The following is a 14,942-nucleotide window of genomic DNA, read 5'->3' as shown; positions in this document are numbered from 1 at the left end:
TTTTATTTTAAACGATATTAAAGTAATCCATAACCTTCTTAACATCTTCTAGGTCTTTAGGGTACTCTGTTTTAATGTCACCCTTATAGTACTTCTTAATAAACTCAAAATTACCCAGGCAACCTTGAATAATACAGTTTTTTACGCCACCCACTTGCTCAATTTCAAAGGGAATACTTTTTAACAACGCTTGTTCAGAGCTAAAATCATATATTTTGTCTATTAGCTCAATACCTTCATCAAGCATATGGCGTATTCGGGCATTAGCTTTATCTTCCTTTAAGTCATAAATTCGGTAGCCTGCAATATAATTCTTATTATAAGTTTTAAGGCTTACTCTATGAGACCAAATGGAGCTTGTTACAAGCTCTTTGTATATTTTGTCTACATTTTTATTTGCCACACCTGCTACTGGTTGAGCAAGAGCTGAGCCAGAGCTGAATGACCACAATGGATGAACCAATTTAACTGTATGTTTTTGCCGTTTATCTTTGAATGCTCCAGCCACAAACTCCCAGCCATCATAATCAAGGGCGATTTTTTTACATAAATCTAATACTTCTATTTTTTTCAGCAAACTTTAGGCTCCTTTTGTTTTATCGTGCAGAATAATAACCACTTGAAATAAAAGGGGTCAGAGTCACTTTATCTCACCTAGTCTATATGCTTTCGCCAACCTTCTCTTCTACCACGAATGCTTTCCGTCACTCTCAGACCTGTTAGTGTTTCTATTTCTTGTTTAAATTGTTCGCTGCCCAATGCCAAACCTTTATGGGTTGCCTGGCGAATATCATTAAGCTGCTTTCCTTCAATATCATTGTTAAACAAAGCGCAATAAGCTTGTTGCCGCTCTGTCTGTGAGTGACCTAAACGGACATACAACTCGTGCTCACTCTGCAATAAAAGGGGTCAGAGTCACTTTATCTAGCTATCTATAGGGAAGCACTCGGGCTCCCCCTGCTATAACCTCTCTTTTAAGTGCTTAAGGCTTAAACGCGCGTTCCGCCCTTCTTAACGGCCACATAACCATACCTCCAAACAACAAAGCTGCCACCCCACTATAAGCCAATAACACTGGCTCTATCGATATACCGGGCTTAAAATTCTTTAATACCTTTTCTAGGGTTTCCCAGCGCTGAGGGCTAAACATATATTTGGCTTTTTGATAGTAAGTTCCCTGCTCAAACACGCTAATAGCGTTACTCAGTTCTTGGTACTCGTACATTGTTTGCTGCTTTTGCTCAGCATCTGTGCGTACCGCTAAATTGGGATTTTTTTTGAAATCATCAATCATCTTTTGGATGCTAGGGTATTTATGTAACTCCGCATTTTGTTGATAGCTATCCACTTGCTGTTGAAGCGCATCAAGTTGACCGCTGACAAACTGCAAGTAGTGGTTGCTTAGTAGTGGCAATTGCATAAAGCTCAAAAGCAAAATCGCAAACACAACCTTATCTAAGGTATTAACAAGCAATGCACGCTCCTTTTAACAGCTGATGTTCAACAACAACCAACAATAAGCGAAGCCACTGCATACTTCAAAGTGATTAAACTCTATTGCTTGCAGATAAGCGGTTAAAGTACGGAATACCGCTAGAGAGAAATTACAATAAATAAGGTGACAATATAGGAGTAGAGGATGAGTAGGAAACAGTCGGCTTTGAAACGAAAAAAGGATGTCCTAGGACATCCTCAATTCTTAATTTGGTACCAGAGGCCGGACTTGAACCGGCACGTTATTTCTAACGGGGGATTTTGAATCCCCTATGTCTACCAATTTCATCACTCTGGCATTTGTTATGCTCGCCTCAGCGAGTGATTGGCATTATAAGCTGCGTTTTTAGATTGGCAAGCGCTTTTTGTTTTTAAGTTCACTAAGTGTTTAAGAAATGCGCGTACTCGCAATTTGTATACTAAAACCGAGGAAAATCACATACAGACTCACTTCTTACGCAGTGAGTTTTGCTAACATACTTAAAATTCTTCAGAGTTCGTCAATCATGAGTGAAAACCAATCTACCGCTACGCTGCCCAGCGCAGGCTTTTTTCGACGCCTTGCTGCTTATATTTATGACGCACTAATGGCTATCGCTATCGGCATGGTAGCCACTATGTTAGGGCTGGCGATGGTAGCTTTAGCTACCGCATTAGGCTGGTTAGTGCTTGATGAAGGTGTAGAACATTCTAGCTACCTAGTAAGCCAGATATGGTTCCAAGGTCTTATTTGGGGAAGCATTATTCTGTTCTACATTTGGTTTTGGTGCAATCTTGGGCAAACCATAGGCATGCGTGCTTGGCGGTTACGAGTACAAAATAAAGATGGCTCTAACATCAGTTACACTCAAGCCCTAATCCGCTTATTTACCTCGGCGTTGGGCGCGGGTAACTTGATGGTATTGGTGACTAAAGACAATACTGCATTCCAAGATATTTGGGGCAGATGCCAAGTCGTAATCCTTCCGAAAAAGTAGTCTTTACGTTCTTCGATTAATTAAGAAAAAAGCGATGCCTAGCACCAATACGCTAGGTATTGCAGCACTAATGTAAGGATGAACCCCGTACACTAGGCTCATAGACCCCAACACTTGATCCAGAATGTAATAACTAAAGCCTGCCACCACACCCAGCATAATTTTAGCGCCCATGCTTGAGCTACGCAGTGGCCCAAAGACAAATGATAGCGCTAGCAACATCATAATACCTGTGAGAATTGGCATCATTAATTTGCGCGCAAGAGCCAATTCGTAACGCGCTGGGTCTTGGCGATTCTGCTTTAGGTAGGCAATATAAGAGTACATACCAGTAATGGATAGATCGTGCGGTTTAATCGTTACCACACTTAATTTATCTGGGGTTAAGGTGCTGCTCCACGGGTAGTCCTCGTAAAGCTGCTCGGTAACGCCGTTGTCACTAAAATCGATCACTTTTGCTTCGCGAATAAGCCAGCGATTTTTATCGTAGTAAGCTTGATTGCCTTCAACTTGTTGGTACAAATCGGCATCGTCGTTAAAGCGATAAATAGTAATATTGAACAGCTCTTTGTTTTCTTGTACTTCGCCAATGTTTACAAAGCTTTCTCCGTCTTTGGCCCATACACCACGCTGCACGGCCACCATTGCGCCGCCCGACATTTTGCTTGAACGCAGCTCTTTCGCCGCCATGTCTGATTGAGGAGCAACATACTCGCCCAACAACATCATCACTATCATCATTGGCACGGCGGTTTTAAGTACCGCTACCGCGATATTAAACCGAGATAAACCCGCGCTTTGCATTACCACTAATTCACTGGTGCTAGCTAAAGACCCTAAGCCGATTAACGAGCCAAGCAAGGCCGCCATGGGAAAGAAAATTTCTAGCTCGCGCGGTACGCTCAATAGCACATACCAAAGAGCGTCAGCGATTTGGTAATCGCCTTGACCAACACTGCCCATTTGCTCTACAAACTTCACTATCATGCTTAAGCTTTGTAAGGTAACCAGCACCAACAAGCTAGACATAATAATTGTACGGCCTACATACCAATCAAGAATCCGAAACACAGGCCTTTCCTTTAATCTTTCCGCGTATTTTCAAAAAATACTCACTTCTAATAAACAAGTAGAACAGTGCTATAAACAACATTAATGCATGCACCGACCACAGACCTATTTCGGGCGCTAATTTACCGTCTTCCACACCACTGCGCGCGGCGCTGAGCAAAAGGTAGTAACTCAAATACAATAGTATGGCTGGCAACAACTTAGCGTAACGCCCCTGCCTTGGGTTAACCGCCGCTAAGGGCACCACCATAAAGGTAAGAATAGGAATGGTAAGTGGCAGCGATAAACGCCATTGCAACTCGGCAATATGGGTGAGCTCTTGCGAGCCAATTAGCTGATTAGTGGGTAAAGACCACAAACGCCGCTGCGATTGGTTGCCTTCTTGCTCGCGTAAGTACACGCGGTAACGTTCGAAATGCAGAATGCTGAAGTCTAGTGCTTCTGGTGCTTGTTCGTAACGTTTGCCGTTACTTAACACCATCCATTGAGACCCGTCGGTACGACGCTCAATTCCACCTTCTTCCGCCATCACTACCGATGGGCGCGTATCACTGCCTTCGGGTGGTGTGTGTGCAACAAATACTTTTTCTAGGTGTTTTCCTTTGTTTTCAATTTGCTCCACAAAGGTCACTACGCCGCCTCCCAAAGATTCAAAGCGACCTTGCACTAGCACCGACATGCCAGCTTCGGCGTCCATTTGGTCAAACAACTGCTGTTCTAACTCATTTGTATAGGGGCTTAAATACAAAGTATTGAAACCCGCCGCTAACGTGGAGATTAACCCAAGAATCATGGTGTCGCGCAACAATTGAGCAGTACTATAGCCACAGGCTTGCAGTACCACCATTTCACTATCGGCGTATAAACGACCATGAGCCACTAAAACACCAATAAACATGCTGATCGGTAAGATAAGGATCAAAAAGGCAGGCATGTTCAATAACATGACTTTTGCAATAATTTCACCGGCCACATTGCCTTCAGCAGCTTGTCCCAGTACGCGAACAAACTTTTGTGAGGTGAAAATCAGCATTAAAACTGCCAACACCGCGAGTTGGGTTTTTGCAGTTTCTTTAAATAGGTAACGGAATATTAGCACTCAGTCATTCACTTCAAACATAGAACTTTGCTGGTAATAGCAAAAAATTCAGATAAACTTTCTATTTTTTACAGTTTCACATAGCAATATGTGCCTGTATAACTCATATTTATTTAAACAGCAGATAGAATCGGCCAACCCGTTTTAGCAGGCAAGCTATCTTAACCCAGTTTTGGTGATTGTAGGAGTATTCATGGAGTTTAGCGTAAAAAGCGGTAGCCCGGAGAAGCAACGTAGTGCGTGTATAGTTGTTGGTGTGTACGAACCACGTCGTTTATCTCCTGTTGCCGAGCAACTAGATAAAATTAGCGATGGCTACATTAGCGCCCTGTTACGCCGCGGCGATCTAGAAGGTAAAGCTGGCCAAGTACTGTTATTACACCATGTACCAAACGTACTTAGCGAACGTGTATTATTGGTAGGCTGCGGCAAAGAGCGTGAGTTAAACGAACGCCAATACCGCCAAATCATCACCAAAACCATTAATACCCTGAACGAAACCGGCTCTATGGAAGCCGTTTGCTTCTTGCCAGAGCTGCACGTTAAGTCTCGTAATACTTATTGGAAGGTTCGCCAAGCGGTAGAAACCACTCAAGAAAGCTTATACAGCTTCGACATGCTAAAAAGCAATCGTGAAGAAACCCGTCGCCCGCTACGTAAAATTGTGTTCAATGTGCCTACTCGCCGTGAATTAACTATTGGCGAAAGCGCGGTGCAACATGGTTTAGCCGTTGCTCAAGGGGTAAAACACGCTAAAGACTTAGCCAATCTACCACCGAATATTTGTAACCCTGCTTATTTAGCCGACCAAGCTAAAGAGCTGCAAAGCAACTACGAGAACGTGAAAGTAAGCACCCTAGGTGAAGCCGAAATGGCAGAGCTTAAAATGGATTCTTACTTAGCGGTAGGCCGAGGTTCAGACAATGAATCAATCATGAGCGTGATTGAGTACTGTGCACCGGGTTGTGAAGACCAAAAACCTATCGTATTAGTAGGTAAAGGCTTAACCTTTGATTCAGGCGGTATTTCTTTAAAACCAGGCGCAGGCATGGACGAAATGAAATATGACATGGGCGGCGCTGCTGGCGTATACGGCACCATGAAAGCCTTAGCCGAATTACAACTGCCTCTTAAAGTGACTGGCATTTTAGCAGGCTGTGAAAACATGCCTGGTGGCAACGCGTATCGCCCTGGCGATGTAATTACCACCATGTCAGGTATCACCGTTGAAGTATTAAATACCGATGCCGAAGGACGTATGGTGTTATGTGACGTACTCACCTACGTTGAGCGATACGAGCCAGAGCTAGTGATAGACGTAGCAACCTTAACTGGCGCTTGTGTGGTAGCACTTGGCCACCATACCAGCGGCTTAATGACGCCACATAACCCTCTCGCTCATGATTTACTCAATTGTGCAGAGCAAAGTGGTGATAAAACCTGGCGCTTGCCATTGGGTGAAGAGTACCAAGAGCAGCTAAACAGCAATTTTGCTGACATGGCCAACATTGGTGGTAAAACAGCAGGCTCAATTACCGCAGCTTGTTTCTTGTCGCGTTTCACTAAAAAGTACAACTGGGCACATCTCGATATTGCCGGTACGGCTTGGAAATCGGGCGGTGAAAAAGGCGCAACTGGGCGACCAGTGCCATTACTCACTCAATTCTTGCTAAGCAAAACTGACCAAGAATTCGAAGAGTAAGCGCTAAACCGACAATAATAAATGGGGAGCATTAGCTCCCTATTTTGCTTTTTCTAGGCATCAAAAAAAGGGCGTCTACGCCACTAACTAAAGATTGCCGAGCATATTTCAAACGAGTAGTCTCTAGCGTATGAAAGCGAAATTTTATATCATGCCCGATTCTGTCACCACTGACAGCGAAGCACTCGATAAAATAGTGTGTGAGATCCTCGCACAGTACTATCGAAATGGTGAGCGAATACAAGTGTATACCTCATCAAAACAGCACGCAGAGCGGTTAGACGAAGTGTTATGGCAATTTGAGCCAGAACAATTTGTACCGCACAATCTCAGTGGTGAAGGCCCTCAAGGTGGGGCGCCAGTCGAAATATCTTGGCAGGCACCAAGGCAACGTCGCCAGTGTTTAGTGAACCTCACCAACACCGCGCCAGATTTTGCCCGAAATTTTCAGCATATTATCGATTTTGTGCCAGCAGATGAAACCGGTAAAGCTGCGGCTAGAGAACGTTATCGAGTGTATCGCCAACAGGGTCTACAATTAGACACCGTAGCGTACACAAACCCAGACATTACATAGAGTCAGTACATCCAATGGAAAAGACCTACAACCCAAGCGCAATTGAACAAGCGCTATATCAAGAATGGGAACAACAAGGCCACTTTAAGCCGCATGGCGATACATCTAAAGAAGCCTACAGCATCATGATCCCACCGCCTAACGTAACTGGCAGCTTGCATATGGGACATGCGTTTCAAGACACCATTATGGATACGCTGATCCGCTACCAACGCATGCGAGGTAAAAACACCTTATGGCAAGTTGGTACCGACCACGCCGGTATCGCTACGCAAATGGTCGTAGAGCGTAAGATCGCAGCAGAAGAAGACAAAACTAAGCACGATTACGGCCGTGAAGCCTTTATCGACAAAATTTGGGACTGGAAAGCCGAATCTGGCGGTACCATTACTAAGCAGCTACGCCGTTTAGGTGCATCGGTAGACTGGGAGCGTGAACGCTTCACCATGGATGACGGCATGTCTAAAGCTGTTGAAGAAGCCTTTGTACGTTTATACGAAGATGATTTAATTTACCGTGGAAAGCGCCTAGTAAACTGGGATCCAAAGCTTCATACCGCTATTTCAGACTTAGAAGTAGAAAACAAAGAGCAAAAAGGCCACATGTGGCATTTGCGTTACCCACTGGCAGATGGTGAAACCACCAGCGAAGGTAAGAACTACCTAGTGGTTGCTACCACCCGCCCAGAAACCATGCTGGGTGATACTGGTGTTGCGGTTAACCCCGAAGATCCGCGCTACCAAGCGCTAATTGGTAAGTTTATTGAACTACCTTTAGTTGGCCGTCGCATTCCAATTGTTGGCGACGAACACGCCGATATGGAAAAGGGCACGGGCTGTGTAAAAATCACCCCCGCTCACGATTTCAATGACTGCGAAGTAGGTAAACGCCATCAATTGCCAATGATCAACATTCTTACCTTGAATGCTGATATTCGCGATGCAGCAGAAGTATTTAATACTAACGGTGAACCCTCAAACGCTTATCCAACAGATATTCCTGCAGAGTTTCAAGGTTTAGAGCGCTTTGCAGCACGCAAAGCGATTGTTGCCAAGTTTGATGAATTAGGTTTACTTGAAGAAGTTGCCGACCACAACAACACCGTGCCTTACGGTGACCGTGGTGGCGTAGTGATTGAGCCAATGCTTACCGACCAATGGTATGTACGCGCAGCACCACTAGCTAAAACTGCGACAGAAGCCGTTGAAAACGGTGATATTAAATTTGTCCCTCAGCAATACGAAAACATGTACTTCTCTTGGATGCGTGACATTCAAGATTGGTGTATATCTCGCCAACTTTGGTGGGGTCACCGCATTCCTGCTTGGTACGACGAATCAGGCAAAGTATACGTAGGCCGTAACGAAGCCGAAGTACGCAGCAAACACAGCTTGGCTGACGATGTTGTGCTTCGCCAAGACGACGATGTATTAGATACCTGGTTCTCTTCAGGCTTATGGACATTCGCCACGCAAGGCTGGCCTGAAAAAACGCCGAACCTCGCCACCTTCCACCCAAGTGATGTGTTGGTTACCGGTTTTGACATTATTTTCTTCTGGGTAGCCAGAATGATCATGATGACCATGTATTTCATGAAAGACGAAAACAACAAGCCACAAGTACCGTTTAAAACCGTGTATGTAACGGGGCTTATTCGTGATGAAAATGGCGACAAGATGTCTAAGTCTAAGGGTAACGTGCTTGACCCGTTAGACATGATTGACGGTATCGATTTAGAAAGCTTAGTGACCAAGCGTTGTGGCAACATGATGCAGCCGCAGCTCGCCAAGAAAATTGAAAAAGATACCCGTAAAACCTTTGAAGACGGCATTGAAGCCCACGGTACTGATGCCCTGCGTTTCACCCTTGCTGCCATGGCTACAACAGGTCGTGACATTAACTGGGACATGAACCGCCTGGAGGGTTACCGTAACTTCTGTAACAAGTTATGGAATGCTAGCCGTTACGTACTAATGAATACCGAAGAGCAAGATTGCGGTATAGACGGTGGCGAAATGGAGTTTTCGCTGGCTGATCGTTGGATTGAAGGCCAATACCAACAAACCGTTAAAGCTTACCGTGAAGCACTGGATACTTACCGCTTCGACATTGCTGCCCAGCTAATCTACGAATTCACCTGGAATCAGTTCTGTGGTTGGTATTTAGAGCTGACTAAACCAGTATTGTTTAAAGGCACTGAAGCCCAGCAACGTGGTACACGTAATACTCTGCTTAACGTTCTAGAGAGTCTATTACGTTTAATGCACCCAATCACGCCCTACATTACCGAAACTATTTGGCGCCAAGTCGCCCCATTGGCCGGTAAAGCTGAAGCAACAGACAGCATTATGCTGCAAAGCATTCCTGAGTTTGATGCTTCACGCATCGACGAAGCAGCAGTGGCAGATTTAGAGTGGCTTAAGCAGTTCATTCTGGCTATTCGTAACATTCGTGGTGAAATGGACATTAGCCCTAATAAACCACTAAATGTATTGCTGAAAAATGCTTCAAGCGAAGATTTACGCCGCTTAAACGATAACGCCCCATTCTTAGCCTCTTTGGCTAAGTTAGAAAGCACTACAGCATTAGCCGAAGGTGAAGCGGCTCCAGCCTCTGCCACCGCTATTCTTGGTGATATGGAAATCTTGATTCCTATGGCTGGTCTTATCGATAAAGATGCAGAGCTAGCCCGTATCGGCAAGCAGCTTGAAAAGCTAGATAAAGAGCTGTCTAAAGTATCTGGCAAACTGTCTAACCAAAAATTTGTAGCGAACGCGCCAGAGCAAGTTATTGCAAAAGAACGTGGCAAGCTAGAAGAGATGGAAAATGCCAAAGCTAAGCTAGTGGCTCAGCAAGAGACTATTGCAGCGCTTTAGTATTCTATGATTAAAAAGTCCTCCTGCGGGAGGACTTTTTTGTTTGTGAAAGGACAAAAAATGAATAAAAGCTTAATCACCAACTTAATCACCTTAGCGTTGGTAGCGTTTGGCTACTTTGCTAATCATAGCTTGGTGTTCTCTATCGGATTGTTTGCGCTATCGGGCGCGGCGACTAATTGGATTGCGATTCATATGTTGTTTGAAAAAGTGCCGGGCTTGTATGGCTCTGGAATTATTCCGGCACGTTTTGATGATTTTAAAGCGGGCATTAAACAGCTAATGCTTAATCAATTTTTCACTCCCGAAAACATCGACCGATTTTTGTCTGATGCCAGCGGCAAAGCGGTGCAGCTTAACCTGCGCCCAGTTATCGACAAAACAGACTTCAGCCCAGCCTACCACGCCTTAGTTGAAACTATTGAGAGCTCGTCGTTTGGTGGCATGTTAGCCATGGTAGGCGGTAAAGAAGCACTTACTCCACTAGAACAACCATTCATCGATAAACTTAAAAATGCAGTGATTGAAATTAGCGAAGATGAGCAATTTAGTGAAGCGCTGCGCGAAGAGCTTGAGCAACCTGAACATTTAGGCGACGTGCAGCAAAAAATCACGGTGATTATTGAGCAACGTTTGGCTGAGCTCACCCCACAACTGGTTAAGCAAATTATTCAAGAAATGATCCGCAAACACCTTGGCTGGTTAGTGGTATGGGGCGGCGTATTTGGCGGGCTCTTTGGCTTAATTCACGGCTTGGTATAATTTAAAAAGCGCGCTAGTCGCGCTTTAACAACTTGTTCTGTTCCAGCAAGCTTTGTACTTCTCCACTGTCTAGCATGTCTTGTAAAGCTTTAGATAGTTCTTGTTTTCTCTGTACCAATGGAGAGTGTTTAGAAATAGCAAAATATACGGGCCGATGCTCCTGTTCCACATAGTTAGCGTGTTTAAACCATGCACTAATACTTTGTTCCTTTATGAAATAATCCCCTTCAGCACATGACATTATAAGCGTGTCTACACGCTCTCCTTTTAGCAAACGAAATGCTGCTATGTCATCTATTACTTCATGCTTAAACAGCTGCTCGTCTTTATCAAAGCGCTCGAAGTAAGCCACCTTACTTTGCACTGCAATACGTAAACTTTTCAGGTCTTGATAACTATTAATCTTAAGCTGACTGTCATGTAACAAATAAAAGCAGGTGTTTTGATGACTTCGATAAGGAGGCTCTACAAAAGCCATGTATTGCTCGCGCTCAGCAGTTTTATATAAACCACTCATTAGGTCACTCTCGCCCATCATCATGTGTTTCAAGCAACGTTTCCAACCACATCCTTTTGTTACTAGGTCTAGTTCCAAGCGGGCACTTAACCCTCTCAAGATGTCGATTTCTATTCCACTTAAACTGCCATCAGACTCAATGGTTCGCCAAGGTGGCCAATGGGCGTTCGCAGTTGTGATAGCTTGCTGAGCTGATACAGACCAACACACAAAACACCATACCGACAAGATTCTTAAAATCACTGCTATTCCTTTAGCCCATCGTTACAGTTTCTCTTAGTATAATTAGTGTAGTAAAAAAAAAGCGACGCATTAGCGTCGCTTTTTTTAGAAACCTTTACTACTTAATCGTCATCTTCTTCATCAGACTCAAAGTACGTTCCCCAGCCATCGTAAATCACTTTATTCTTTTCAGCTATTTTAGCCAAGGTTTCAATATCTTGCTTGATACCTTCAGCTTCGAGCGGCGCTTCAACAATTACATCAAAACACCACACCTTAGTGCCGTCTTCTAACTCAGCTTCTTCAGCGTCACTCACTTCAAAACCCGCTTTAAACACGTCTACAGCGGCTTTCTCTAGCACTTTAAAGTCTTTACTCGCTAAGTGGTGTTCAATCGTGTACTCAGCGTCAGGGTCGCTGCCATCGGCCAACAACTCTTGAATAATTAAATCTGTTTCTTCCTGCCAATCGGCAACCACTTGTTGCATGCTCATGATTGTTCTCCTGCCAACACATCTTGGCCTGCTAGCTGTTTATTGTGAACGTCTTGGTAATCTGCCGCTTCACCACGTGCTTCCATGGTGAGCTCATAAATCCGCTGTTCCATGGTGTCGTGTAATTGGCCAATTTCGGCGCGTAGGTTGCTCTTCCAGGCGCTGACATCAATCGGTTGACCAACCTCTACGATCACTTTGCCGTTATTCCAACGATTTAGTTTTACTTGACCATGAGTAGAAGAACAGCAAATCGGTAACATCGGTACTTTTGCTTGCATAGCTAAATGAAAAGCACCGGTTTTAAAGGCTTGCAAACCACGGCCATAACTACGTGTTCCTTCGGGGAACATCCATACCGATAAATGGCGTTTATCAATGGCTTCAGCGGCTTGTTTAATGGTGTCTGCAGCTTTACTACGGCGATCTCGATCAATCAGAATATTGCCGGTAATCCAGTAAATTTGACCGAAAAATGGAATTTTAGCTAAGCTCTTTTTACCAATAGACACCACTCCTTTGCGCAAGGCAAAGGGCAAAGTGAACATGTCGTAGCTATTTTGATGATTAGCAACCCACACCGCTTTATCCGGCAGGTCTTGCGTAACCCAACGTACTTCAACGTTAATGCCCACAAAACGGCCACACTTAGCGATTAATACACCAATTTGATGTACTAAGTCTGGATGACGCGGTCGTGTTAAACAATACAAAATAACAAACGGAAATGCCGTTAGCATTACCACAGCAATAAACAAAATTCGGATTACGGCTAACATAGCACCCCCATTAAAACAGCCCGCAGTATACGCGCTGCATTTTAGGTGAACAAGTGTAAGCTGAAAAACTTAACTTAAGCGTCATCTGCAGATGGCTCGTCAGCGATGCTTGCATTGGTTTCAACTTCAACCGCATCAACACGTTGCAAACCACGCGGCAGTTTATTCCCTCTGCGACCTCGTTCTCCACGGTAATGGTCTAAGTCGCTCGGTTTTAAGGTAAGTTTGCGCTTTCCGGCAAATAAGGTCACCGCTGCATCTGCAGGTACTACGTTAAGTAAAGTGACATACTCTTCACGATTCTTAACCCGTGCCGATGGAATACTAATCAGCTTATTGCCCTTACCTTTCGCCAATGCTGGCAAGCTAGTCAGCGGGAACACCAACATTCTACCTTCGTTAGAAATGGCCAAGCAGCTATCTGTATCATAGTTTTGCACCACAATCGGCGCCATAACTTTACTGCCCAATGGCAGGTTTAAATAAGCCTTACCGTTTTTGTTTTTGCTCAGCATATCGGCGTATTTGCCAATAAAGCCATAACCGGCGTCAGACGCCATTAAATAGCGCTGCTCATCATCGGCCATCACCACATGGCCAAACATTTCGCCCGGTGCGGGATTAAAGCGACCGGTTAATGGCTCACCTTGGCTTCGCGCAGATGGCAAGGTATGCGAATCGAGCGAATAGCTTCGCCCTGCGGTATCAAAGAACACCGCCTGTTGGTTACTGCGGCCACTGGCGCTGCCTAAAAAGCTGTCGCCAGCTTTATAACTCAAACCGTGGGCATCAACTTCATGGCCTTTCGCCGCGCGTGCCCAGCCTTTATCCGATAACACCACCGTGATGGCTTCGTTTGGCATCAATTCTTTTTCGCTCAGTGCTTTTGCTTCGGCACGTACCATCAGCGGCGAACGGCGATCATTACCGTAGGTTTCTGCATCGGCAATTAACTCTTTCTTGAGCAAAGTGCTCATGCGGCGCTCGCTGCCTAATAACTTTTCAAGCTTATCGCGTTCTTCGGCCAGCTCAGCTTGTTCACCACGAATTTTGATTTCTTCTAACTTCGCTAACTGACGCAATTTAATTTCTAAAATTGATTCAGCTTGCTTATTGGATAAACCAAAGCGCTCCATAAGGGCTGCTTTAGGTTCATCTTCGGTACGAATAATCTCAATGACTTCATCAATATTTAAAAAGGCGATTAACAAGCCTTCTAATATGTGTAGTCTGGCTAACACTTTATCTAAGCGGTACTGCAGGCGGCGACGCACTACGTCACGACGAAAACGTAGCCACTCACTTAATATTTGAACTAAACCCTTAACCTGTGGGCGATTATCTAAACCCAACATATTTAGGTTTACGCGGTAGTTGCGTTCAAGATCGGTAGAAGCAAACAAGTGATTCATTAGCTGGTCTACATCCACGCGGTTAGAACGTGGCACTACAACAATTCGGGTTGGATTTTCGTGATCTGATTCATCACGTAAATCCACAACCATCGGCAATTTTTTAGCCTGCATTTGCGCGGCAACTTGCTCTAGTACTTTGGCACCAGATACCTGATGAGGCAGAGCGGTAATAACCACTTCACCATCTTCGGTATGAAACACTGCGCGCATTTTGATTGAGCCACGGCCAGTTTCATAAATTTTTTGAATATCTTTCGATGGCGTAATAATCTCGGCTTCGGTGGGATAATCAGGCGCTTTTACATGCTCTAGTAAATCCCCTAACTGCGCTTTAGGGTTATCCAGCAAATGCACACAAGCATTGGCGACTTCTTTCACGTTATGCGGTGGGATATCGGTCGCCATACCTACAGCAATACCAGTTACGCCATTGAGCAGTATGTGAGGTAAACGTGCCGGCAATACTTTGGGCTCGTTCATGGTGCCATCAAAGTTTGGCACCCAATCACAAGTTCCTTGGCCTAACTCACTAAGTAAGACCTCTGAGAACTTCGATAATTTGGCTTCGGTATAACGCATTGCCGCGAAAGACTTAGGATCATCGGGCGCGCCCCAGTTACCTTGTCCATCAACCAAAGGGTGGCGATAAGAAAACGGCTGCGCCATTAATACCATGGCTTCATAACAGGCCGAATCACCGTGAGGGTGATACTTACCTAATACGTCACCCACAGTACGGGCAGACTTTTTGTATTTAGCGTTCGCCGATAAGCCCAGCTCAGACATAGCGTAAATAATACGACGCTGTACCGGTTTTAAACCATCGCCAATATGTGGCAAGGCACGGTCCATGATTACGTACATGGAATAATTTAAATACGCCTGCTCAGTAAAGTTGCTCATCGATAGGCGTTCTACGCCCTCTAAACTGAGTTCATTCGCATCACTCATGCTTTA

At 44.7% G+C, this 14,942-nt stretch carries 14 protein-coding genes and 1 tRNA gene; 5 read left to right on the top strand and 10 right to left on the bottom strand.

Annotation, left to right across the window (positions count from 1 at the left end; genetic code table 11):
* Positions 1-7: 7 nt before the first annotated feature.
* The 4 genes from Q4592_RS09370 to Q4592_RS09355 form a co-directional block, all read right to left on the bottom strand.
* A complete protein-coding gene (locus tag Q4592_RS09370; protein ID WP_303512179.1) occupies positions 8-577 on the bottom strand; it encodes a hypothetical protein in 570 nt (189 codons plus the stop codon).
* 77 nt (positions 578-654) lie between these two features.
* Entirely contained in the window at positions 655-882 is a 228-nt protein-coding gene (locus tag Q4592_RS09365) for a hypothetical protein (protein WP_303512177.1), read from the bottom strand.
* Between the two features lie 100 nt (positions 883-982).
* Positions 983-1,474: a DUF2937 family protein gene (locus tag Q4592_RS09360; RefSeq protein ID WP_303512176.1), complete on the bottom strand. Its 492-nt coding sequence runs from the start codon at positions 1,472-1,474 to the stop codon at positions 983-985.
* Positions 1,475-1,705: 231 nt separating this feature from the next.
* Positions 1,706-1,792, bottom strand: a tRNA-Leu gene (locus Q4592_RS09355).
* A 208-nt stretch (positions 1,793-2,000) separates the two neighbouring features.
* Between Q4592_RS09355 and Q4592_RS09350 the strand changes: the two genes are divergently transcribed.
* Positions 2,001-2,471 (top strand): RDD family protein, encoded by a 471-nt coding sequence (locus Q4592_RS09350; protein ID WP_303512175.1) that lies wholly within the window; start codon positions 2,001-2,003, stop codon positions 2,469-2,471.
* A 3-nt stretch (positions 2,472-2,474) separates the two neighbouring features.
* Here the strand turns inward: Q4592_RS09350 and lptG are convergent, their stop codons facing one another.
* Entirely contained in the window at positions 2,475-3,542 is a 1,068-nt protein-coding gene (gene lptG, locus Q4592_RS09345) for an LPS export ABC transporter permease LptG (protein WP_303512174.1), read from the bottom strand.
* Positions 3,526-4,641 carry an LPS export ABC transporter permease LptF gene (gene lptF / locus Q4592_RS09340; protein ID WP_303512172.1) on the bottom strand — a complete coding sequence of 372 codons (1,116 nt, stop codon included), beginning with the start codon at positions 4,639-4,641 and terminating at the stop codon, positions 3,526-3,528. Before lptF ends, lptG begins: the two co-directional genes overlap by 17 nt.
* Positions 4,642-4,834: 193 nt before the next feature.
* On the opposite strand from lptF, the gene pepA reads away from it, so the two are divergent.
* From pepA to Q4592_RS09320, 4 genes are all read left to right on the top strand, one after another.
* On the top strand, positions 4,835-6,343 hold the full coding sequence (pepA, locus tag Q4592_RS09335) for a leucyl aminopeptidase (protein ID WP_303512170.1): 1,509 nt from the start codon (positions 4,835-4,837) through the stop codon (positions 6,341-6,343).
* 130 nt (positions 6,344-6,473) lie between these two features.
* Positions 6,474-6,920 (top strand): DNA polymerase III subunit chi, encoded by a 447-nt coding sequence (locus tag Q4592_RS09330; RefSeq protein WP_303512168.1) that lies wholly within the window; start codon positions 6,474-6,476, stop codon positions 6,918-6,920.
* Between the two features lie 14 nt (positions 6,921-6,934).
* The gene (locus Q4592_RS09325) at positions 6,935-9,796 is read left to right on the top strand and encodes a valine--tRNA ligase (RefSeq protein ID WP_303512167.1); all 2,862 of its coding nucleotides are present in this window, start codon (positions 6,935-6,937) and stop codon (positions 9,794-9,796) included.
* 60 nt (positions 9,797-9,856) lie between these two features.
* A complete protein-coding gene (locus Q4592_RS09320; protein ID WP_303512166.1) occupies positions 9,857-10,558 on the top strand; it encodes a DUF445 domain-containing protein in 702 nt (233 codons plus the stop codon).
* Between the two features lie 13 nt (positions 10,559-10,571).
* Here the strand turns inward: Q4592_RS09320 and Q4592_RS09315 are convergent, their stop codons facing one another.
* From Q4592_RS09315 to parC, 4 genes are all read right to left on the bottom strand, one after another.
* Positions 10,572-11,318 (bottom strand): ABC transporter substrate-binding protein, encoded by a 747-nt coding sequence (locus Q4592_RS09315; RefSeq protein ID WP_303512164.1) that lies wholly within the window; start codon positions 11,316-11,318, stop codon positions 10,572-10,574.
* A 101-nt stretch (positions 11,319-11,419) separates the two neighbouring features.
* The gene (gene rraB, locus Q4592_RS09310) at positions 11,420-11,791 is read right to left on the bottom strand and encodes a ribonuclease E inhibitor RraB (protein WP_137674266.1); all 372 of its coding nucleotides are present in this window, start codon (positions 11,789-11,791) and stop codon (positions 11,420-11,422) included.
* A complete protein-coding gene (locus tag Q4592_RS09305; RefSeq protein WP_137674267.1) occupies positions 11,788-12,570 on the bottom strand; it encodes a 1-acylglycerol-3-phosphate O-acyltransferase in 783 nt (260 codons plus the stop codon). Before Q4592_RS09305 ends, rraB begins: the two co-directional genes overlap by 4 nt.
* A gap of 74 nt (positions 12,571-12,644) precedes the next feature.
* Entirely contained in the window at positions 12,645-14,936 is a 2,292-nt protein-coding gene (gene parC / locus Q4592_RS09300; RefSeq protein WP_303512162.1) for a DNA topoisomerase IV subunit A, read from the bottom strand.
* Positions 14,937-14,942: the final 6 nt, after the last annotated feature.

Origin of the sequence: Agarivorans sp. 1_MG-2023 (assembly GCF_030548385.1) — a bacterium.
Taxonomy (GTDB): Bacteria; Pseudomonadota; Gammaproteobacteria; order Enterobacterales; family Celerinatantimonadaceae; genus Agarivorans.
This window is presented reverse-complemented; position numbering and strand designations above follow the sequence as displayed.

What these genes read in the sequence shown, in the direction of transcription:
- parC (WP_303512162.1), bottom strand. Translation starts at nt 14,936, where the DNA reads ATGAGTGATGCGAATGAACTCAGTTTAGAGGGCGTAGAACGCCTATCG.
- Q4592_RS09305 (WP_137674267.1), bottom strand. Translation starts at nt 12,570, where the DNA reads ATGTTAGCCGTAATCCGAATTTTGTTTATTGCTGTGGTAATGCTAACG.
- pepA (WP_303512170.1), top strand. Translation starts at nt 4,835, where the DNA reads ATGGAGTTTAGCGTAAAAAGCGGTAGCCCGGAGAAGCAACGTAGTGCG.
- Q4592_RS09350 (WP_303512175.1), top strand. Translation starts at nt 2,001, where the DNA reads ATGAGTGAAAACCAATCTACCGCTACGCTGCCCAGCGCAGGCTTTTTT.
- Q4592_RS09325 (WP_303512167.1), top strand. Translation starts at nt 6,935, where the DNA reads ATGGAAAAGACCTACAACCCAAGCGCAATTGAACAAGCGCTATATCAA.
- Q4592_RS09320 (WP_303512166.1), top strand. Translation starts at nt 9,857, where the DNA reads ATGAATAAAAGCTTAATCACCAACTTAATCACCTTAGCGTTGGTAGCG.
- rraB (WP_137674266.1), bottom strand. Translation starts at nt 11,791, where the DNA reads ATGAGCATGCAACAAGTGGTTGCCGATTGGCAGGAAGAAACAGATTTA.
- Q4592_RS09330 (WP_303512168.1), top strand. Translation starts at nt 6,474, where the DNA reads ATGAAAGCGAAATTTTATATCATGCCCGATTCTGTCACCACTGACAGC.